Source organism: Streptomyces sp. NPDC058773 (genome assembly GCF_042746015.1).
Lineage (GTDB): Bacteria > Actinomycetota > Actinomycetes > Streptomycetales > Streptomycetaceae > Streptomyces.
Genome location: NZ_JBHYPE010000032.1, coordinates 38453 through 58068, shown reverse-complemented (window position 1 = coordinate 58068; position 19616 = coordinate 38453). Strand labels below are relative to the sequence as shown.

Below are 19616 nucleotides of genomic sequence, written 5' to 3'. Positions count from 1 at the left end.
CCCTCCTCACCTGGACCTTCGTCCCGTTATCCGGCATGGCTGGAACCGGGCGGTTTGAAGCCGATCTGTGCGGAAGGTCTCAAGCGCGGCGGCGGGACGCGGCGCAGGTCACAGATCACCGTCCGCGGCCGTGCCTACGGGATGCCCAGCACGAAGCCCCCCTCACCCGGGAGGGCGAGGAGGGCTCGGTGCACGGCGCCAGAAGCGCGCCCCTGGGGCGTCAGTCGTTGCCGTTGCCCGCGGTCGGCGTCGTCTTCTGGATCTGCAGCAGGAACTCCGCGTTGGACTTCGTCTGCTTCATCTTGTCCAGCAGCAGCTCGATGGCCTGCTGCTGGTCCAGGGCGTGCAGCACCCGGCGCAGCTTCCACACGATGGCGAGCTCGTCGCTGCCCATGAGGATCTCTTCCTTACGGGTGCTGGACGCGTCCACGTCCACCGCCGGGAAGATGCGCTTGTCGGAGAGCTTGCGGTCGAGCTTGAGCTCCAGGTTGCCGGTGCCCTTGAACTCCTCGAAGATCACCTCGTCCATCCGCGAGCCGGTCTCGACCAGCGCGGTGGCCAGGATGGTCAGCGAACCGCCGTCCTCGATGTTCCGCGCGGCACCGAAGAAGCGCTTCGGCGGGTAGAGCGCGGTGGAGTCGACACCACCGGACAGGATGCGGCCGGAGGCCGGGGCGGCCAGGTTGTACGCACGGCCCAGGCGGGTGATCGAGTCCAGCAGGACGACCACGTCGTGACCCAGCTCGACGAGGCGCTTGGCGCGCTCGATGGCCAGCTCGGCGACGGTGGTGTGGTCCTCGGCCGGGCGGTCGAAGGTCGAGGAGATGACCTCGCCCTTCACCGACCGCTGCATGTCGGTGACCTCTTCGGGACGCTCGTCGACGAGGACGACCATCAGGTGGCACTCGGGGTTGTTGCGGGTGATCGAGTTGGCGATCGCCTGCATGATCATGGTCTTGCCGGTCTTCGGCGGGGCCACGATCAGCCCGCGCTGGCCCTTGCCGATCGGCGTGACCAGGTCGATGATCCGGGTCGTCAGACCGCCCGACTCACCCTCCAGGCGCAGTCGCTCCTGCGGGTAAAGAGGCGTCAGCTTCCCGAACTCCGGCCGCCCGCGGCCCTGTTCGGGCGCCACGCTGTTGACCGTGTCGAGGCGGACCAGCGCGTTGAACTTCTCGCGCCGCTCGCCGTCCTTGGGCTGGCGGACCGCGCCGGTGACGTGGTCACCCTTGCGCAGACCGTTCTTGCGGACCTGGGCGAGGGAGACGTAGACGTCGTTCGGGCCGGGCAGGTAGCCGGAGGTCCGGATGAACGCGTAGTTGTCGAGGATGTCGAGGATGCCCGCGACGGGGATCAGGACGTCGTCCTCGGAGACCTGCGGCTCGTTGCCGAAGTCCTCGCGGCCGCCGCGACGGCCCCGGCGGTCGCGGTAGCGGCCGCGACGGCCCCGGCGTCCGCCCTCGAAGTCGTCGTCATCATCGTTGCGGCGGTCGCGCTGACGCTGGCCGCCCTGGCCGCCCTGGCCGCCGTCACCGGCGTCGCCCTTGCGGCGGTCCCGCTGACGCTGACCGCGCTCACCGCGGTCGCCACGGTCGCCCTTCTGGCCGCGGTCCTGACGGTCGCCGCGGTCCTGGCGCTCGCCCTTGCCGGGCCGGCCCTCGCCGGTCTCCTGCGGGGACACCGCGGTGTCGGTCTTGGCATCCGCCTTGACCTCGGTCTTCGCCTCGACCTTGGTGTCGGTCTTGAGGTCGCCGGAGGCGGCCTCGGGGCTGCCCGCGGCGGCGGTGGCGCGGCGCCGGCGGCGCTCACCGGCCGGCTGCTCGTCGCTGACCGGCTGGCCGGGGATGTCGATCTGCTGCTGGGCCCCGGCCTGGTCGGCGGCCTTGGCGCCCTTGTCGGACTTGGCGGCCTTGCCGCCGGCCGCGTCCGCACCGTCGTCGCCGGTACGGGCCTTGGAGGTCGCCCGGCGCTTGGGCTTGGTCTCGGTGTCGGCAGGCGCGTCGGCCTTGGCTGCGGAGCCCGAGCCCCCGGCCTGCTTCTCCTTGATGACCTCGATCAGCTGGCTCTTGCGCATCCGCGCGGTGCCCTTGATACCGAGGCCGGAGGCGACCTGCTGCAGCTCTGCCAGGACCATGCCGTCAAGGCCGGTGCCGGAACGGCGGCGCCGCGTGGTAGCAGGCGCGGCGGGAGCGTCCGTGGCGGGCGCGGTGGCACTGCCATCGGTGCGCGCGCCCATCAGATCGGTGGTGTCGCTCACGAAGGGTCCTTCCCTGGAGCGGGCGTCGGCCTGTCTGGCTCGGCGACCGGTTGTGCTGTCCGGCTGGGTCCTTGGTCTGGTGGACCGGTGCCGGGGCGGTGGTCCCGCCGGAAATGGCGGAGAGATCAGTTCATGGCGCCGGCGTGAAGAGATGCAGAGTGGCTCATGTCGTCACGCCGATTCCGGAGCGTGCTCACTCCTGCTCAGGCCATTGCTCCGAGCAGTTTGGGAGGCTCCCGGAAGAAAGTGGTCCCTATGGGGGACACGAAGCACCGCGCCACTCAGGCGTCGAGTACTGACTTGAGGTTAACACTACCGGGTCCAACAAACATTCCCCCTCTCCAAGACCGGCAATCGTCGATCACCCGCGTGATCACCCGGCGAGCGGCAGGACGCAGGTGCCCGCCGCATCGAGGGTCAGCCGGTTGGCCGCCCACCCCTCTCCCGCCAGTGCCGCGACCTTGTCGGCCGCCGCTTCCTCGACCAGTGCGAGCACCGTGGGGCCCGCACCGGACACGACTGCGGGGACGCCGTCCGCGCGCAGTCGGTTCACCAGGGCCACGCTCTCCGGCATCGCGGGGGCGCGGTACTCCTGGTGGAGTCGGTCCTCGGTCGCGGCGAGCAGCAGCTCGGGGCGCCTGGTCAGGGCCTCGACGAGCAGTGCGGCGCGGCCGGCGTTGGCCGCGGCGTCCACATGCGGGACGGTGCGCGGCAGCAGTCCGCGGGCGGTCTCGGTCAGCACCGGCTTTCCGGGCACGAAGACCACCGGAACGATGGAATCGACCGGATCCATCCGGATCGCCCGCGCGGTTCCGGTGTCCATCCAGGCGAGCGTGAAGCCGCCCAGCAGACAGGCGGCGACGTTGTCGGGGTGGCCCTCGATCTCGGTGGCCAGCTCCAGCAGCGCGGTGTCGTCGAGCTTCTGCTCACCGCCTATCGTCACCGCGCGGGCGGCCACGATGCCGGCGGAGATGGCGGCCGACGAGGACCCCAGGCCGCGGCCGTGCGGGATGCGGTTGGCGCAGACGATTTCCAGGCCGCGGGGCTGCCCGCCGAGCCTGTCGAAAGCGGCGCGCATCGACCGTACGAGCAGATGACTCTCGTCGCGCGGGAGGGTGTCGGCGCCCTCACCTGCGATGTCGATGTGCAGCCCGGAGTCTGCAACGCGCACCACGACATCGTCGTACAGGCCCAGGGAAAGACCCAGGGCATCGAAGCCGGGACCGAGATTGGCGCTGGTAGCGGGGGTGCGCACCCGGACGGCGGCGGCGCGGAACGCGGGACCGGCCATCGCTCGATGACTCTCCTTGATTGATGCTGCGGTACTACCCCGGAGCGCCGCGGCGCCGAGGCGCCCGGCCGATTCCTGGGGTCGGTTCTGACCTGCCCTGAACACCACTGCGTTATGCCGTGGGGAGGGGAGTTGGCTGCCAGCCTATCGAAGGAAGGTTCTGTCGCGACATAGGGCGCACGGGAGGCGCACGATGCGTGTCGCGCGCCTTCCCGTGCCCCGACGCTGCCTGCCATGACTTTGCAGCCTTTGCGCAATTTGCTGTGCGCGGGTGACGGGACGGTGGCCGCCCCGTCACCGGGTGCCGTACGGACGCTCGGCCCGTACGGCGGCGGGGAGACAACCCTTAGACCAGGCCCAGACGCTCGGCGGCGGCGTCCGCGTCGATGGGGACCGTGACGGGCTGCGGCGCACCGGCCACCGCCCAGTCCGGGTCCTTGAGGCCGTTGCCGGTGACCGTGCAGACGATGCGCTGGCCGGGGTCGACCTTGCCCTCCTCGGCGGCCTTCAGCAGACCAGCGACCGAAGCGGCCGAGGCGGGCTCCACGAAGACGCCCTCGCGCGCCGCCAACAGGCGGTAGGCGGCCAGGATTTGACGGTCGGTCACATCGTCGATGAAGCCGCCGGACTCGTCCCGCGCCCGCTGGGCGAACGACCACGAGGCCGGGTTGCCGATGCGGATCGCGGTGGCGATGGTGGTCGGGTCCTTGACGACCTCACCCCGCACGATCGGCGCGCTGCCGGAGGCCTGGAAGCCCCACATCCGCGGGGTGTGCGAGGCGATGCCGTCGGCCGCGTACTCCTGGTAGCCCTTCCAGTACGCCGTGATGTTGCCGGCGTTGCCGACGGGCAGCACATGGATGTCGGGGGCGTCGCCGAGCATGTCGACGATTTCGAAGGCCGCGGTCTTCTGCCCCTCGATGCGCACCGGGTTCACGGAGTTCACAAGTGCGACGGGGTAGTTGTCGGACAGGCTCCGGGCCAGGGTCAGACAGTCGTCGAAATTTCCGTCGACCTGGAGGATCTTCGCGCCGTGGACCAGCGCCTGGCCCATCTTGCCGAGCGCGATCTTGCCCTGCGGGACGAGCACGGCGCAGACCATGCCGGCCCGGACCGCGTAGGCCGCGGCCGAGGCGGAGGTGTTGCCGGTGGAGGCACAGATGACCGCCTTGGCGCCCTCCTCCTTGGCGCGCGTGATGGCCATCGTCATGCCGCGGTCCTTGAAGGACCCGGTGGGGTTGGCGCCCTCGACCTTGAGGTGCACCTCGCAGCCGGTGCGCTCGGAGAGCAGCTGCGCCGGTACGAGGGGGGTGCCGCCCTCCCGGAGGGTGACGACCTCGGTCGTGTCGCTGACCGGCAGCCGGTCACGGTATTCCTCGATGATTCCGCGCCACTGGTGGCTCGCGGTGGAATTGGCAGACATGGGTTCCTTTACTCCCCTTCGACCCGCATGATGCTGGCGACACCGCGCACGGTGTCCATCTCACGCAGTGCGCCGACGGTCGACGACAGGGCCGCGTCCGCCGCTCGGTGGGTGACGATGACGAGGGATGCCTCCCCGTCCTTGCCCTGCTGACGGACCGTATCGATCGATACGCCGTGTTCGGCGAAGATGGTCGCGACCTGCGCGAGCACGCCGGGCTTGTCGGCCACATCAAGGCTGATGTGGTAGCGCGTGACGACCGCGCCCATGGGGCTGACGGGCAGCCGGGTGTAGGCGGACTCGCCCGGCCCGGTGGCACCGGCGAGCTTGTTGCGGCAGACCGCGACGAGGTCGCCGAGGACCGCGGAGGCGGTCGGGGCGCCGCCCGCGCCCGGCCCGTAGAACATCAGCTGACCGGCCGCCTCGGCCTCGACGAAGACCGCGTTGTACGCCTCGCGGACGGAGGCCAGCGGATGCGTCAGCGGGATCATCGCGGGGTGCACCCGCGCGGTCACCGACGCCCCGTCCTCGGCCCGCTCGCAGATGGCCAGCAGCTTGACCGTGCAGCCCATCCGCTTGGCGGAGGCGATATCGGCCGCGGTGACCTCCGTGAGGCCCTCGCGGTGCACATCGTCGATGGTCACCCGGGTGTGGAAGGCGATACCGGCCAGGATCGCGGCCTTGGCGGCGGCGTCGAAGCCCTCGACGTCGGCGGTCGGGTCGGCCTCGGCGTACCCCAGCGCGGTCGCCTCGTCCAGCGCCTCGCTGTAGCCCGCGCCGGTCGAATCCATCTTGTCGAGAATGAAATTGGTCGTGCCGTTGACGATGCCCAGCACGCGGTTGACCTTGTCCCCGGCCAGCGACTCGCGCAGCGGCCGCACCAGCGGGATCGCGCCGGCGACGGCGGCCTCGTAATAGAGGTCCGCGCCATTGGCCTCGGCCGCCGCGTGCAGCGCCGCGCCGTCCGCCGCGACCAGCGCCTTGTTGGCGGAGACCACGCTCGCGCCGTGTTCGAAAGCGGTGGTGATCAGCGTACGGGCGGGCTCGATGCCGCCGATGACCTCGATCACGACATCAATGTCGCCGCGTTTGACGAGCGCGGTCGCATCGGTGGTGACCAGCTCGGCCGGGACGCCCTCGCGCACCTTGTCGGGGCGGCGGACGGCGATCCCGGCGAGCTCCACGGGCGCACCGATGCGGGCGGCGAGGTCGTCGGCGTGCGTCGTCATGATGCGCGTCACCTCTGAGCCGACAACACCACAGCCCAGGAGCGCCACTTTCAGCGGACGCGTACGCATCATTCGACCTCTGCTTCTCATCGATCAGCGAATTCCAGCTTGTTCATGCACAAGTCTCACGCACCGGACGGCAGTTTCCGCCCGTCGTCCAGATGCCGAGACATTTATTTCATTCGGGATCGGGATCCGGCGATCCGGCCCTACCCGACATCCAACCGCAGGAGATCTTCCTCTGTCTCCCGTCGCACGATCACCCTGGCCGAGCCATTCCGCACCGCCACCACCGGCGGCCGCAGCGAGTGGTTGTAGTTGCTCGCCATGGAGCGGCAGTACGCACCGGTCGCCGGCACCGCGAGCAGATCCCCCGGCGCCACGTCCGCCGGCAGGAAGGCGTCGCGTACGACGATGTCGCCGCTCTCACAGTGCTTGCCGACCACCCGCGAGAGCATCGGCTCAGCGTCGGAGGTACGCGACACCAGCGCCACGCTGTACTCCGCGTCGTAGAGCGCCGTACGGATGTTGTCCGACATTCCGCCGTCCACGGATACGTACGTCCGTAGCCCCTCCAGCTCCTTGACCGTACCGACCTCATACAGCGTGAAGGCCGTCGGACCCACGATCGCGCGCCCCGGCTCGACCGAGAGGCGCGGCATCCGCAGCCCGGCCGACTCGCACTCCCGGCGCACGATCTCGCCGAGCGCCGTCGCGATCTCGTGCGGCTCCCGCGGATCGTCGTCCGAGGTGTACGCGATGCCGAGACCGCCGCCCAGGTCGATCTCCGGCAGCTCGATGCCGTGCTCGTCCCGGACCTCGGTCAGCAGCTGCACCACCCGGCGGGCCGACACCTCGAAACCCGCCATATCGAAAATCTGCGACCCGATATGGCTGTGAATTCCGATGAGCTCCAGACCGTCCAGCTTGAGCGCCCGGCGCACGGCCTCCGCCGCCTGCCCGCCGGCCAGCGCGATGCCGAACTTCTGGTCCTCGTGCGCGGTCGCGATGAATTCGTGGGTGTGCGCCTCGACACCGACCGTGACCCGGATCTGCACCCGCTGGCGCTTGCCCAGCCGCTCCGCGACATGGGAGACCCGCACCATCTCCTGGAAGGAATCGAGCACGATGCGCCCGACGCCCGCCTCGACGGCCCGGGTGATTTCCTCGGTGCTCTTGTTGTTCCCGTGCAGGGCGATCCGCTCGGCGGGCATTCCCGCGGCCAGCGCCGTGGCCAGCTCGCCGCCGGAACAGACGTCGAGATTCAGTCCCTCCTCGTTCAGCCACCGCACGATGGCCCGGGAGAGAAAGGCCTTCCCGGCGTAGAACACATCGGCACCCGGCCCGAACGCGTCCTTCCACGCCCGGCAGCGCGCCCGGAAGTCGTCCTCGTCGAGGAAGTACGCCGGCGTACCGAATTCCGCGGCGAGCGCGGCGACGTCCAGCCCGCCGACGGTGACCACCCCGTCGGCATTGCGCTGAACCGTACGGGACCAGACCCGCGGGTCGAGGGTGTTGAGATCGGCGGGCGGCCCGGCGTAGTGGCCCTCGGGCAACACATCGGCGTGCCGGGGCCCTGCGGGGTGCGCGGAACGGCTCATGACAGTGGAGATCCCCTCAAAATCGTTCAGAGGTGTTCGGGAGCGGAGATGCCGAGCAGACGCAGGCCGTTGGCGAGCACCGTCCGGCCGGCCTCGGCGAGGGCCAGCCGGGCGCGGTGCACGGCCAAGGGTTTCTGCTCCCCGACGGGCAGCGGCGGATAGTCGTCATGCCACCGGAAGAACGCGTCCGCCGTCGCCTCCAGATGCCGCACCACCCGGTCCGGCGCCCGCAGCCGCGCGGCGGTCTCGATGACGGAGGGGTAGGTGGCGAGCAGGGACTGGAACGTCTGGAGGTGCTGCGCGGCGGACCCGGCTCCGGCCACCGGGCCGTCGCCCGCGGCCCGGCCGTTCACCGGAGCGCCCAGGTCACCCGGCTCACTCCCGAACCCCAGCTCCTGCGCATGCCGCCCGAGCGCCCGAGCCCGCGCATACGCGTACTGCACCCGGAACCGCGGGTTGCTCTCCCGCTGCACGGGCCGCCCGGGCACCCGCACCGCGTCCTGCGCGGCGGGCCGCAACAACACCCAGCGGGCTTCATCGACGCCGAGCCGGGCGACGAGGGTGGCGAGGTCGTACGGAGCGGGCGCGAGGACGGGCGGCTCCCCGGCCGGCCGGCCACCGGGCCCGGCCGCCGCGTCGATCCGCGCCAGCACCTCGGCGACCACGTCCTCCCGGGCGCCGCCCGCCGGGCCGGACACCACCGGGCCCGCGACGGCTCCCCCGTAACGGTCCCCCTGCGCCAGCACCTCCCGCACCAGCGCGCTCTGCGCCCCGTCCCCCAGCGTGAAGTTCAGGAAACCCGGCCCGGCGATCTCGACGCGGGCGATCCCGGCGTTCCCGGCCAGCCGCTTCCGCAGGATCTCGGCGACCTCCCGAGCCGGCCGCCCCGCCTGCCGGGCGAGCTGGAGCGCGACATTGGAGGCGTAGTCCCCACACCCGGGCCGCGGCGGCGGCTGCATCACGATCCGCGCCGGCACGGGCACGGAGAGCTCCTGCTCCTCGACCGCACCACGCACGGAGCGCAGGACGGTACGGGACAGCTCAGCGGGGGTCACAGGACAAGCGTATGGGAGACCCCGGGTACCCATGCGACCCGGTTTCGCCCTGTGGACACTCCACGTAACGGTCCAGGGCACCCGGTCACCTTTCCCCGGCTCTTTCCCCGTCCGCTTTCCGGGCTCCTCGGCCCGCCGGCGGTCCGTTCCGGCCCCTTCCGGGTCCGTTCTTCCCGGCCGCTTCCCGTCTCCGGGCTATTCGCCCGCGTCCATCATCCCGGCCCCGCCGGACGCCGCGACCCCGCCGGACGAGGTGCCGCACCCCGCCCCTCCCCCGCCCCCGTCGCTTTCCCCGTCGTCCTCCTCGGCCCCGCCCTCGGGCCCGCGCGCCCGCTGCCGGCCCTCACGCACCAGCATTCCCACGGTCCGCACCAGCTCGGCCGGCTCGAACGGCTTCGCAAGAAAGGCGTCCACGCCCACCGACTCGCCGTTGTCCACCTCGCCCCGGGTGCACGCGCTGACGATGGCGATCGGGATGTCCCACGTCCGCGGATCGGAGCGCAATCGCGCCGCGGTGTGCAGACCGTTGAGCCGCGGCATCACGACATCAAGGGTCACGACATCAGGTCTCACGTGGTGCACGACATCCAGACATTCGGCACCATCAGCCGCGGTCACGACCTCGAAGCCCTCCAGCTCGAGATTGACCCTGATCAACTGGCGGATCACCTTGTTGTCGTCGACAACAAGGATCCGACCGGACAAGCCAGGCACACCATGAGACTAGGACTCCACCTGCGACTGCGTCCCGGTTTTCCCCACTTCCGCCCCCGTGCGAGGGACCTTTCCGCGACCCTCACCGCGACGGCCCCCGCATGCGCTAGGGCTCCGGACCTCCTCCGCGCCACCACGAACCGTCGCCCGGGAAAGCTGTTCATGAACACCCCATCAGAGCTGGTAGTGTTCTACCCGTCGCCGCAACGCAGAGCGACAAAGCCCCCGTAGCTCAGGGGATAGAGCAACGGCCTCCGGAGCCGTGTGCGCAGGTTCGAATCCTGCCGGGGGCACCTTGCACGAGGTGCCTGAAGACCCCGCCAGCAGATTGCTGGGCGGGGTCTTTTTCATGTCGGTATTCGTCGGCGGGGAAGCAGGGACCGGCCACCACCCGCGTGGCCGCCTCCGGGACGGTTCCTTCCGTGAGGGCGGCGAGGGCTCAGGGTGGTCGGCGTACGAGGTCCGTCCGGAAGCGCGAGACCGGGCACCCGGCGTCTTGGCCAAGTGCCCGGTCAGCGGGGAGCGTGGGGCCGGGGCGAGGTCAGTCGTTCAGTCGCACCGGGAGGGATTCGATTCCGTAGACGATGGAGAGTTTGCGGAATTCGAGGTCCTCGGGCTTGATGGCGAGGCGCATGTTCGGGAAGCGGCGCACCAAAGCGGGGTAGGCCGCACGGAGTTCCATGCGGGCCAGTTCCGCACCCACGCAGCGGTGAATTCCGTAGCCGAAGGCGAGGTGGGAGGGAACGTTGCGGTTGGGGTCGAACTGTTCCATTTCCGGGCCCAGTTTGCCGTCCCGGTCCGCACCGCTCAGTGAGCACAGCACCACATCTCCGGCGGCGATCTGGACGCCGCCGATTTCCAGGTCCTCGCGGGCGAAGCGCGGGAAGGCCACCTGTACGACGGTCAAGTAACGGAGGAGTTCCTCGACATAGCTGTCGACGACGTCATCGCCGTCGTGCAGGGCCGCGAAGTGCTTCGGGTCCTGGAGGAGGACCAGAGCGCCGAGGGCCAGCATGCTCGCGGTGGTTTCGAAGCCGCCGGTGAGGACGCCGTCGGCGAGGCCTGCGAGTTCTTCGTCGCTGACCGAGTCGCCGTGCTCCTTCACGATCATGCCGAGCAGACCGTCGCCCGGATTCTCGCGCTGCTTCTTGACGATGTCCCGGAAATAGGAGAGCGATTCGGATATGGCACCGAAGGAGGCGTTCGCTCCGCTGAAAAGGTCAAAACGAGCGGCACTGAGCCGTTCGAAATCGGCGCGGTCTTCGTAAGGCACGCCGAGGAGTTCGCAAATAACGAGAGAGGGAATGGGCAGGGCGAAGGAGTGGACGATGTCGACCGGGTCGCCGCTTTTCCCTGCCTTTTCCATCGTGTCGAGGCACTCCTCGACGATTTCATGGATGCGGGGCGTGAGCCGGCCGAGGCGCCGCATCGTGAATTCGGGGGTCAGGAGCCGGCGAAGACGGGTGTGCACGGGCGGGTCGGCGAATCCGAGTCCGCCGGGATTCTGTTCGGCGCCGGCGCCGGCCTTGCCGACGAGGTTGGTGAAGTCCGAACTGAACGCATTGGCCTTCCCCAGCACCGCCTTGACCTCGTCGTAGCCGGTGACCAGCCAGACGTTGGCGGCTATCGGGACAGGAAGCTTGCTGACGGGCTCCCGCTCCCGGACGGCCGCCAAATCGCCCACAGGGTTGAGGCCGTTGCGCCGCAATGGCATCAGGACGGACTCGGGCAAGAAAGACATTCGAGACAGGTCGAAGCCTTTCTTCTGTGTTCTCGCCAGATACATGCGGCCGGCCCAGGCGATGATCCGGGAACGGAGGGTCGTCATGACGCTAATACTGCCTTTCGTCGAGGGGGACGGTCACCCGCACTCGGCGGCCCAAGACGGCCGGGACGGCGCGGAACCCCCACTCGGCGTGCATGGGTGTGACGTACGCCATAGCCCCTCGCTTGCGGTGGTCATGGCACAGGTCCATGCCATCGACCGGAGTCTTCGGTCGTCCGCATCAGCGTGACGAGCTCGGCCTCGGCCTTCTTCTTCCATTCGGTCCGGACGAGTTTACAAAGTGCCATTGGCCGCGTTCACGGAACAACCCGGGATGACCCCGGGAGACCCCTGATTCACCCCTGACTCTTCCCTGACCCTTCGCCAACCCTTCCCTGACTCCCTCTTGGGCATCCCCCTTGGTTCCGCGCCCGCCGCTGCACCTGCTCGCCATTAACGCCCCAGGTGGTACGCGAAGGTGAACTGGCGCTTCCGGTACACCGGGACGTCATGGATGAAGCACGGGCCCCCTTGATGAAGCAGCGAACGGCGCCCGCGCGAGCGCGAGTTGAGAGCGATTCGGGAGTGGACGGGGAGTGCGGTTCGGGCGAGTCGGGGGCTGCGCGATTTGAGAGCGACGCGGATGGGGGTGGCCGAGGGGCGAGCGGGGACGGCATTACGGTGCCACCGTCATTACTCAGCGTGATGAGTTGCGGACCCTCTGCTGCCTCTTTAGCGTGAGAGGGGAGCGGGGCAGGCGGCACGGCGCGACGCGAGAGGCGGCGCGCGACAGAGGGAGCCGCACTCGCAGCCAGGGAAGGGTGCGGCAGGCACCGCACCGGCGGGGCGTCCACCCCGGCCCGTCCCTCCGGTGACGCCCGGCGACTCCGCTCGATGCACCCCACAGCAACGCCCCTGGGGCTCTCCCCTTCGCAGGAGGAAGCGCATGTTTCCGAAGTCGAAGTCCGGCAAACTCGGCACGTTCGCCCTTTGCTTTCTGTCCGGCGCGCTGGCCGGGATCCTCGCGGCCGGTCCCGCCCTCGCGTCCGACGACGACGGGGGCGACGGCCTCACCGAGTACGAGGGCCGGGTCGTCGCCAAGGAGGGCCTGGTGCTGCGCACCGGGCCGAGTACCGAATTCCGCGCGATCGGCTTGAAGGAGTACGGGGCCGTGGTGGGGATCACCTGCCGGCTCAACGGGCAGAGCGTCGAAGGCAACCCGGTCTGGTTCCGGCTCAGCGACGCCTCGTACGTCTGGTCCTCGACGCGGGACATCGTGAACGACGGGGAGGACCCTCGATGGTGTTGAGGCGGGGCGGCGCGCATGGAGGGAGATCGCGCGCGTAGCGCGGAGCGGTCCGCGGGTGGTGCGGTGGACGCCCCGAACGTCGTATCCGGCATAACGGAAATAACGGCCGCCGCTTGCTACGTTGCCAGGCATGACGGCAATGGCGAGGGCGGCGGCCGGGCGCCCGGCGGATACTCCCCCGCCCTTGCCGCTGCTGCCCAGGCGGCGGGGCATCGAACTGGCCCTCCTCGTGGGCGCGGTTCTGATCAGCGTCTGCGGATATCTGGTCGTGGGGCTGGCCCGGGGGCATGCGCTGCCGGGCGGTGCGGTCCGGTACGGCGCCGGGCTCGCCGGGCTGGCGCTGCTCGCGCATCTCGCGGTCCGCCTGCGCGCCCCGTACGCCGATCCGCTGCTGCTGCCCACCGCCGTACTGCTCAACGGGATCGGGCTGGTACTGATCTTCCGGCTCGATCTGGACACCCCGGCCGACCATGCCGCGCCCACCCAGCTGATGTGGTCGACGGTCGGCGTCGGGCTCTTCATCCTGGTGGTGCTGCTGTTGCGCGACCACCGCATGCTGCAGCGGTACGCCTATGGCTGTGCGGCGCTGGCGCTGTTGCTCATGGCGGCGCCGATTCTCTTCCCCGCCGTCAACGGGGCGAAGATCTGGATCAGGATCGCCGGATTCTCCATTCAGCCGGGCGAGTTCGCCAAGGTCCTGATCACCGTCTTCTTCGCGGCCTACCTTGCCGCCAACCGCAGCGCGCTGGCCCACACGGGACGGCGGATGGGACGGCTGCGGCTCCCCACCGGCCGGGTGCTCGGGCCGATCGTCGCAATCTGGCTGGTCAGCGTCGCGGTGCTGGTCCTGGAGCGCGATCTGGGCACCTCGCTGCTGTTCTTCGGGATCTTCGTCGTGCTGTTGTACGTGGCCACCGGACGGATCGGATGGATCGCGATCGGGCTGATCCTGGCGGGCGTCGGAGCGGCCGCCGTCGGCACGCTGGAGCCGCATGTGCACAGCCGGGTCGAGGACTGGCAGCATCCGTTCGCCGGTATCGCGGCGGGCCGGGGGCCCGGTCAGCTCGCCCAGTCGCTGTTCGCGTTCGCCGCCGGCGGGATGCTGGGCACCGGCCTCGGCCAGGGGCACTCGTATCTGATCGGCTTCGCCATGAAGTCCGACTTCATCCTCGCGACCTACGGGGAGGAACTCGGGCTGGCCGGGCTGACCGCGCTGTTCCTGCTGTACGCGCTGCTGGTGGCCCGCGGATACCGGGCCGCCCTGGGGCTGCGCGATCCGTTCGGCAGCCTGCTGGCCGTGGGGCTGGCGGCGCTGCCCGCCCTGCAGGTCTTCGTCATCGCGGGCGGGGTGACGGGGCTGATTCCGCTGACGGGGATGGCGATGCCGTTTCTCGCGCAGGGCGGGTCGTCCGTCGTCACGAACTGGATCATCATCGCGCTGCTGCTACGGATCAGCGACCGGGCGCGGACGCCGGGGGTGGAGCGGGGCGGGGTGGCCGGAGGGGCGACCGGAGGACCGGGCGGCGGGACGGGGAGCCCATCGGAGAGTCCGGCGCGGAGCCGTGGGGCGCACGAGACCGGTGGGGACGCGAGGCTCGGGGCGAGGAGCTGGGTGGTGGGGTTCCTGAAGCCGACGCGGTCCCCCGCGCCTCCGGGCCCCGCAGAGGGCGCCCCCGAGAGCGCAGCCGATACCGCCGTCCACAACGGTGCCGATGATGCCGCCTCCCCGGAGGCCGGCCGTTGATTCGCTGTATTCGGCACACCGCCGCGTTCTCCTTCCTGCTTCTTGTGGCGCTCCTGGTCAACGCCGCGCGCGTGCAGGTCTTCGAGACGGAGCGCTACGGCGCCAATCCCGCCAACCGGCGGGCGTCGATCGCCCGTTACGAGCAGCCGCGCGGGGCGGTGCTCGTCGCGGGCCGGCCGGTCACCGGTTCGCGGGACAGCGGCGGGCGGCTGCGTTACGAGCGCACCTACGCCCAGGGGCCGCTGTATGCGCCGGTCACCGGCTACGCGTCGCAGATCTACGGGACCTCTCTGCTGGAGAACGCCGAGGACGGGGTGCTCTCCGGTTTCGACGACCGGCTGGCCACGTTCCCGTGGTGGGACCAGCTGACCCGTACCCACCGGCCCGGCGGCAGCGTGCACACCACCATCAACCCCCGTATGCAGCGCGCCGCGTTCGACGGGCTGGGCGGCAAGAAGGGCGCGGTGGCCGCGATCGAGCCGCGTACGGGACGGGTCCTGGCCCTGGTGAGCACGCCGTCGTACGACCCGGGCGAGCTGGCCGGCAACGACGCCGGGGTCAGCGCGGCCTGGCGCCGGCTGAACGGTGCCGGGCAGCGGCCGATGCTCAACCGGGCGCTCCAGCAGACCTATCCGCCCGGCTCCACCTTCAAGGTCGTCACCGCGGCGGCCGCGCTGGAGAGCGGCCGGGTCACCGATATCGACGCCGCCACGGATTCGCCCGACCCCTACCGCCTGCCGGGCACCGCCACCCTGCTCGGCAATGCCGCGGAGGGCTGCGAGGACGCCTCGCTCAAGGACGCCTTCCGGGCTTCCTGCAACACCGTCTTCGCGCGGCTGGGGGCCGGGATCGGGCTGCGGGACCTTTCCGGCATGGCCCGGCGGTTCGGTTTCAACGACCCCCGGCTGCGCATCCCGTCGCCGGTGGCGCCGAGCAACTTCGACACCCGGATGGATGCCTCGCAGGTCGCGCTGTCCGCCATCGGGCAGTACGACACCACGGCCACCCCGCTCCAGATGGCGATGGTTTCGGCGACGGTCGCCAACGGGGGCCGGCTGGCGCCGCCGTCCCTCGTCGACAAGGTGACCGATGCCAGGGGGGTCATGATCGCGGACGGTCCGCACCGCCCCGCCCGCCAGGCGATCGGCCCGGTCACCGCGCAGCAGCTCCAGGAGATGATGATCGACGTCGTGGCGCACGGCAGCGGCAAGCGCGCCGCCCTCAAGGGCGTCACGGTCGGCGGCAAGACCGGCACCGCGCAGCACGGGGTGCACAACGAGGGGACGCCGTACGCCTGGTTCATCTCCTGGGCACGGGAGAGGGACAGCTATGAGCCCGCGGTGGCGGTGGCCGTGGTGGTCGAGGACGCGGCCGCCGACCGGGCGGACGTCAGCGGTGGAGGGAGCGCGGCGCCGATCGCGCGGGCGGTGATGGCGGCGGGGCTGCGCTGAGGCCGGTCCTCGCCCGGGGCCCGGTCCGCGCGTCACAATGGCCGTATGGCTGACGCGATCCCGCCCATGGAACCCGCCCCGCCCCCGCTGCTCTTGCTGGCCGAAGTGGAGGCGCTGGCCCGCCGCGTGCACTCGGGGCAGACCGACAAGGCGGGCCGCCCGTATGCCGAGCATCTGGCCGCGGTCGCTTCGGGCGTACGGGAACGGGGCGGCAGCGACGAGCAGATCGCCGCGGCCTGGCTGCACGATGCGGTCGAGGACGGGGCGCTGAGCGAGGAGTGGCTGGCCGGTGCGGCGCTGAGCGAGGCGGTCAAGGCGATGATCCTGGCCGTCACCAAACGGGCGGGCGAGCCGGTCGAGGAGTACACCGCCCGCATTCTGGCCACGCCGGGGGCGCTGCTGGTCAAGGAGTCCGATCTCGCGCACAACGCCGATCCGGACCGGCTGGCCGTATTGGACGCGCCGACCCGCGAGCGGCTGGCGGCCAAGTACGCCCGGGTGCGGGGGCTGTTGGGGCTGTCCGCGCCGTAACGACGGCCGTGTCGGAGATCGGTGACCGAACGAGGGGCCGGGCCCCAGGTCCCGGGGTCCGCGCATCGGACAGCATGACAAAAAGCTGCCGCATACAGCTACTCTGCCGCGATGAGCGCCATGCAGCCTTCGCAGCCCCAGAAGCCCGCGCCGTCCGCACCGCAGCCGGCTCCCGAAGCCTCCCAAGTGATCGCCGCCCTGGAGGGGGTGGGCGTCCGCCGTTACACCACCGGGCAGGTCATCCTCGACGCGATCGACTGGACCGTGCGTTCCGGTGAGCACTGGGCGCTGCTCGGTGCGAACGGTGCCGGCAAGACCACGCTGCTGCGTCTCGTCGGGGCGCTGATGTTCCCCACCGTCGGCACCGTCGAGGTGCTGGGCCACCGCCTCGGTTCGGTGGACGTCCGGGAACTGCGCGCCGTCATCGGTCTGGTCTCCGGTTCGCAGAAGGTCCCCCAGGACGCGACGGGCCACACGGTCGTCCTGACCGGTGCGACCGGCACCGTCCAGCCGCTGTGGCGCAAGTACGACGCGGCCACCCGTGAGCGCGCCCATGAGCTGCTCACCGAGCTGGACTGCAAGGAGCTGGCGGACCGCCCGTTCGGGGTGTGCTCGGGCGGCCAGCGGGCCCGGATCCTGATCGCCCGCGCGCTGATGGCCGAGCCCCGGCTGCTGCTGCTCGACGAGCCGTTCAACGCGCTCGACCTGCCCTCCCGCGAGGACCTGATCGACGCGCTGCACCGGCTGGCCGTGGGGCGCCCGGAGCTGGCGACCGTGACCGTCACCCATCACCTGGAGGAACTCTCCCCGGCCATCGGGCACGCCCTGCTGCTGCGCGACGGCCGGGTGCAGGCCCGCGGCCCCGTGGACGAGGTGCTCACCGGGCCGCGGATGACGGCCTGCTTCGGCCGCCCGATCGAGGTGTCCCGCCACGAGGGCCGCTGGCTGGCGCGGTCGGGCAAACGCTGAAGCCCGGCGTCAGCCCTCCGCGCCCTCCGCGATGGCCGCCGCGACCTCCGCCGTGCGGGCCTCCTCCTCGGCCGCGAAGCGCTCCGCGTCCAGCTTTTCGGCGAGTTCTTCGTCCTGGGCCATCAGCAGATCGAGGTTGGAGTCGCCCATCTCGAAGACACCCATGTCGACGTAGGCGCGCTGGAGGCGTTCGCCCCACAGGCCGATGTCCTTCACGCAGGGCACGATCCGGCTGAAGAGCAGCTTGCGGAAGAGATGCAGGAATTCGGACTGCTCGGTGAATTCGGCGGCCTCGTCGTGCGGAATGCCGAAGTTCTCCAGGACTTCCAGACCGCGCAGCCGGTCGCGCATCAAATAGCAGCCCTCGATGACGAATTCCTCGCGTTCGCGCAGTTCGGCATCGGTGAGCTGCTTGTAGTAGTCGCGCAGTGCCATGCGCCCGAAGGCGACGTGGCGCGCCTCGTCCTGCATGACGTACGCGAGGATCTGCTGGGGCAGCGGCTTGGTGGTGGTGTCGCGGATCATGCCGAAGGCGGCCAGCGCCAAGCCCTCGATCAGTACCTGCATACCGAGATACGGCATGTCCCAGCGGGAATCCCTGAGGGTGTCGGAGAGCAGCGCCTGGAGATTGTCGTTGACCGGGTAGAGCATCCCGATCTTCTCCTGGAGGAAGCGGCTGTATATCTCCGCGTGCCGCGCCTCGTCCATGGTCTGGGTGGCGGAGTAGAACTTCGCGTCGAGGTCGGGTACGGATTCGACGATCCGGGCCGCGCACACCATCGCGCCCTGCTCACCGTGCAGGAACTGGCTGAACTGCCAGGAGGTGTAGTGCCGGCGCAGAGCACCACGGTCCTTCTCGGTCATTTTGTCCCAGTACTTGGTGCCGTACAGGGACATCGACTCGTCCGGGGTGCCGAGCGGGTCCTGGGGGTCGACCTCGTGATCCCAGTCGATGCGCAGATTGGCGTCCCACTGCTTGTCCTTGCCCTTCTGATAGAGCGCGAGCAGCCGGTCGCGCCCGTCGTCGTAGTCCCAGCTGAAGCGGGCCGCACCGGAGGCGGGCACCTTCCACACGGGGTCGCCTGGGTCCTGTACGTAGAGATCTCGGGTCGACACGGAGGCCTCCTCGGCTCGCCAAATGCCTTGCCATGGGCGGTCGTTGGCAGGCTCACACGTTTCTTACCGGAGGGTCAATAAGTCGTGCACAGGGGATTGACGAGCTTGCTGACAGGCAGTCTCATAAGAGATGACCGGGGGTAGGACAGGCCCCGACCCCAGTAGCGAGGTAGCCACAGCCATGACGAGCGCGCCCACCCCGATGACCGAAACGGACACCGACGTGCTGCGGGACGCCCTCGGTCTGCTCAAGGACCGGGAACAGGTCGCCGAGCGACTGCTCGACTCCTCTGCCAGGCACTCCTTCGACCCCGACACCGAACTCGACTGGGACGCGCCCCTGGAGGAGGGCAAGTGGTTCTGGCCGCCGGAGCTGGTCTCGCTCTACGACACCCCGCTGTGGAAGAGGATGTCGCTGGAGCAGCAGCAGGACCTCTCCCGGCACGAGGCCGCCTCGCTCGCCTCGCTGGGCATCTGGTTCGAGATCATCCTGATGCAGCTGCTCGTACGGCACATCTACGACAAGCCGGTGACCAGCGCGCACGTGCGCTACGCCCTCACCGAGATCGCCGATGAGTGCCGGCACTCCAAGATGTTCGCGCGCATGATCCAGAAGGGCGGCGCACCCGCGTACCCGGTCTCCCGGCGCAACCACAACCTCGCCCGCGTCCTCAAGACGGTCTCCACCACCCCGGGGTCCTTCGCCTGCACCCTGCTCGGCGAGGAGATCCTGGACTGGATGCAGCGGCTGACCTTCCCGGACGAGCGGGTGCAGACCCTCGTGCGCGGGGTGACGCGTATCCATGTCGTCGAGGAGGCCCGGCATGTGCGCTACGCCCGCGAGGAGCTGCGCCGCCAGATGGTCACCGCGCCGCGCTGGGAGCGGGAGTTGACCCGCATCAGCTCCGGGGAGGCGGCCCGGGTGTTCTCCGTCGCCTTCGTCAATCCGGCGGTCTACACCCGGGTCGGCCTGGACCGGCGGGAGGCCGTCGCACAGGTCGCGGCCAGCGGCCACCGTCGCGAGGTGATGCAGTCCGGCGCCCGGCGGCTGACCGACTTCCTGGACGAGATCGGCGTACTGCGGGGTGTGGGCCGCAGGTTGTGGCGGAGCTCGGGCCTGCTGGCCTGAAGCGGACGGCAGGAAACCGGTACACCCCGAGC

15 protein-coding genes and 1 tRNA gene are annotated in these 19616 nt (G+C 70.2%); 7 read left to right on the top strand and 9 right to left on the bottom strand.

The features are described 5' to 3' along the window. Nucleotides 1–220: 220 nt before the first annotated feature. The 7 genes from rho to ACFW5B_RS25035 form a co-directional block, all read right to left on the bottom strand. A complete protein-coding gene (gene rho, locus ACFW5B_RS25065; RefSeq protein WP_386443684.1) occupies nucleotides 221–2257 on the bottom strand; it encodes a transcription termination factor Rho in 2037 nt (678 codons plus the stop codon). Nucleotides 2258–2630: 373 nt separating this feature from the next. Beyond that, the gene (gene thrB / locus ACFW5B_RS25060) at nucleotides 2631–3548 is read right to left on the bottom strand and encodes a homoserine kinase (protein ID WP_386443681.1); all 918 of its coding nucleotides are present in this window, start codon (nucleotides 3546–3548) and stop codon (nucleotides 2631–2633) included. Nucleotides 3549–3894: 346 nt separating this feature from the next. Next, nucleotides 3895–4971 (bottom strand): threonine synthase, encoded by a 1077-nt coding sequence (gene thrC / locus ACFW5B_RS25055; RefSeq protein WP_386443678.1) that lies wholly within the window; start codon nucleotides 4969–4971, stop codon nucleotides 3895–3897. 8 nt (nucleotides 4972–4979) lie between these two features. Next, nucleotides 4980–6272 carry a homoserine dehydrogenase gene (locus ACFW5B_RS25050; protein ID WP_386443675.1) on the bottom strand — a complete coding sequence of 431 codons (1293 nt, stop codon included), beginning with the start codon at nucleotides 6270–6272 and terminating at the stop codon, nucleotides 4980–4982. Nucleotides 6273–6409: 137 nt separating this feature from the next. Continuing rightward, nucleotides 6410–7801, bottom strand: coding sequence for a diaminopimelate decarboxylase (gene lysA, locus ACFW5B_RS25045; RefSeq protein WP_386443673.1), 1392 nt, complete (start codon nucleotides 7799–7801; stop codon nucleotides 6410–6412). Between the two features lie 26 nt (nucleotides 7802–7827). Next, nucleotides 7828–8856 (bottom strand): ArgS-related anticodon-binding protein NrtL, encoded by a 1029-nt coding sequence (gene nrtL / locus ACFW5B_RS25040; protein WP_386443670.1) that lies wholly within the window; start codon nucleotides 8854–8856, stop codon nucleotides 7828–7830. 195 nt (nucleotides 8857–9051) lie between these two features. Beyond that, entirely contained in the window at nucleotides 9052–9570 is a 519-nt protein-coding gene (locus ACFW5B_RS25035) for a PleD family two-component system response regulator (protein ID WP_386443668.1), read from the bottom strand. 221 nt (nucleotides 9571–9791) lie between these two features. Here ACFW5B_RS25035 and ACFW5B_RS25030 point away from each other — a divergent pair. Beyond that, nucleotides 9792–9863: transfer RNA gene (locus tag ACFW5B_RS25030), tRNA-Arg, on the top strand. A 248-nt stretch (nucleotides 9864–10111) separates the two neighbouring features. On the opposite strand, the gene ACFW5B_RS25025 is transcribed toward ACFW5B_RS25030, so the two are convergent. Next, complete coding sequence (locus ACFW5B_RS25025; RefSeq protein WP_386443665.1) at nucleotides 10112–11398, bottom strand: cytochrome P450; 1287 nt, start codon at nucleotides 11396–11398, stop codon at nucleotides 10112–10114. 883 nt (nucleotides 11399–12281) lie between these two features. On the opposite strand from ACFW5B_RS25025, the gene ACFW5B_RS25020 reads away from it, so the two are divergent. From ACFW5B_RS25020 to ACFW5B_RS25000, 5 genes are all read left to right on the top strand, one after another. After that, nucleotides 12282–12644 carry a hypothetical protein gene (locus tag ACFW5B_RS25020; RefSeq protein WP_386443662.1) on the top strand — a complete coding sequence of 121 codons (363 nt, stop codon included), beginning with the start codon at nucleotides 12282–12284 and terminating at the stop codon, nucleotides 12642–12644. A 139-nt stretch (nucleotides 12645–12783) separates the two neighbouring features. Further along, nucleotides 12784–14388 carry an FtsW/RodA/SpoVE family cell cycle protein gene (locus ACFW5B_RS25015; protein WP_386443766.1) on the top strand — a complete coding sequence of 535 codons (1605 nt, stop codon included), beginning with the start codon at nucleotides 12784–12786 and terminating at the stop codon, nucleotides 14386–14388. Further along, nucleotides 14385–15839: a penicillin-binding transpeptidase domain-containing protein gene (locus ACFW5B_RS25010; RefSeq protein ID WP_386443659.1), complete on the top strand. Its 1455-nt coding sequence runs from the start codon at nucleotides 14385–14387 to the stop codon at nucleotides 15837–15839. The genes ACFW5B_RS25015 and ACFW5B_RS25010 overlap by 4 nt, the downstream gene beginning before the upstream one ends. A gap of 45 nt (nucleotides 15840–15884) precedes the next feature. Beyond that, nucleotides 15885–16370 (top strand): HD domain-containing protein, encoded by a 486-nt coding sequence (locus tag ACFW5B_RS25005; protein ID WP_386443656.1) that lies wholly within the window; start codon nucleotides 15885–15887, stop codon nucleotides 16368–16370. A 186-nt stretch (nucleotides 16371–16556) separates the two neighbouring features. Further along, nucleotides 16557–17339: an ABC transporter ATP-binding protein gene (locus ACFW5B_RS25000; RefSeq protein ID WP_386443764.1), complete on the top strand. Its 783-nt coding sequence runs from the start codon at nucleotides 16557–16559 to the stop codon at nucleotides 17337–17339. Between the two features lie 9 nt (nucleotides 17340–17348). Here the strand turns inward: ACFW5B_RS25000 and ACFW5B_RS24995 are convergent, their stop codons facing one another. Then, the gene (locus ACFW5B_RS24995) at nucleotides 17349–18455 is read right to left on the bottom strand and encodes a ferritin-like domain-containing protein (protein WP_386443653.1); all 1107 of its coding nucleotides are present in this window, start codon (nucleotides 18453–18455) and stop codon (nucleotides 17349–17351) included. Between the two features lie 181 nt (nucleotides 18456–18636). On the opposite strand from ACFW5B_RS24995, the gene ACFW5B_RS24990 reads away from it, so the two are divergent. Then, entirely contained in the window at nucleotides 18637–19584 is a 948-nt protein-coding gene (locus tag ACFW5B_RS24990) for a diiron oxygenase (protein WP_386443650.1), read from the top strand. Nucleotides 19585–19616: the final 32 nt, after the last annotated feature.

Coding starts and splice junctions, on each gene's coding strand:
- thrB (WP_386443681.1), bottom strand. CDS start 3,548: ATGGCCGGTCCCGCGTTCCGCGCCGCCGCCGTCCGGGTGCGCACCCCC.
- thrC (WP_386443678.1), bottom strand. CDS start 4,971: ATGTCTGCCAATTCCACCGCGAGCCACCAGTGGCGCGGAATCATCGAG.
- ACFW5B_RS25050 (WP_386443675.1), bottom strand. CDS start 6,272: ATGATGCGTACGCGTCCGCTGAAAGTGGCGCTCCTGGGCTGTGGTGTT.
- lysA (WP_386443673.1), bottom strand. CDS start 7,801: ATGAGCCGTTCCGCGCACCCCGCAGGGCCCCGGCACGCCGATGTGTTG.
- ACFW5B_RS25025 (WP_386443665.1), bottom strand. CDS start 11,398: ATGACGACCCTCCGTTCCCGGATCATCGCCTGGGCCGGCCGCATGTAT.
- ACFW5B_RS25020 (WP_386443662.1), top strand. CDS start 12,282: ATGTTTCCGAAGTCGAAGTCCGGCAAACTCGGCACGTTCGCCCTTTGC.
- ACFW5B_RS25015 (WP_386443766.1), top strand. CDS start 12,784: ATGGCGAGGGCGGCGGCCGGGCGCCCGGCGGATACTCCCCCGCCCTTG.
- ACFW5B_RS25005 (WP_386443656.1), top strand. CDS start 15,885: ATGGCTGACGCGATCCCGCCCATGGAACCCGCCCCGCCCCCGCTGCTC.
- ACFW5B_RS24990 (WP_386443650.1), top strand. CDS start 18,637: ATGACGAGCGCGCCCACCCCGATGACCGAAACGGACACCGACGTGCTG.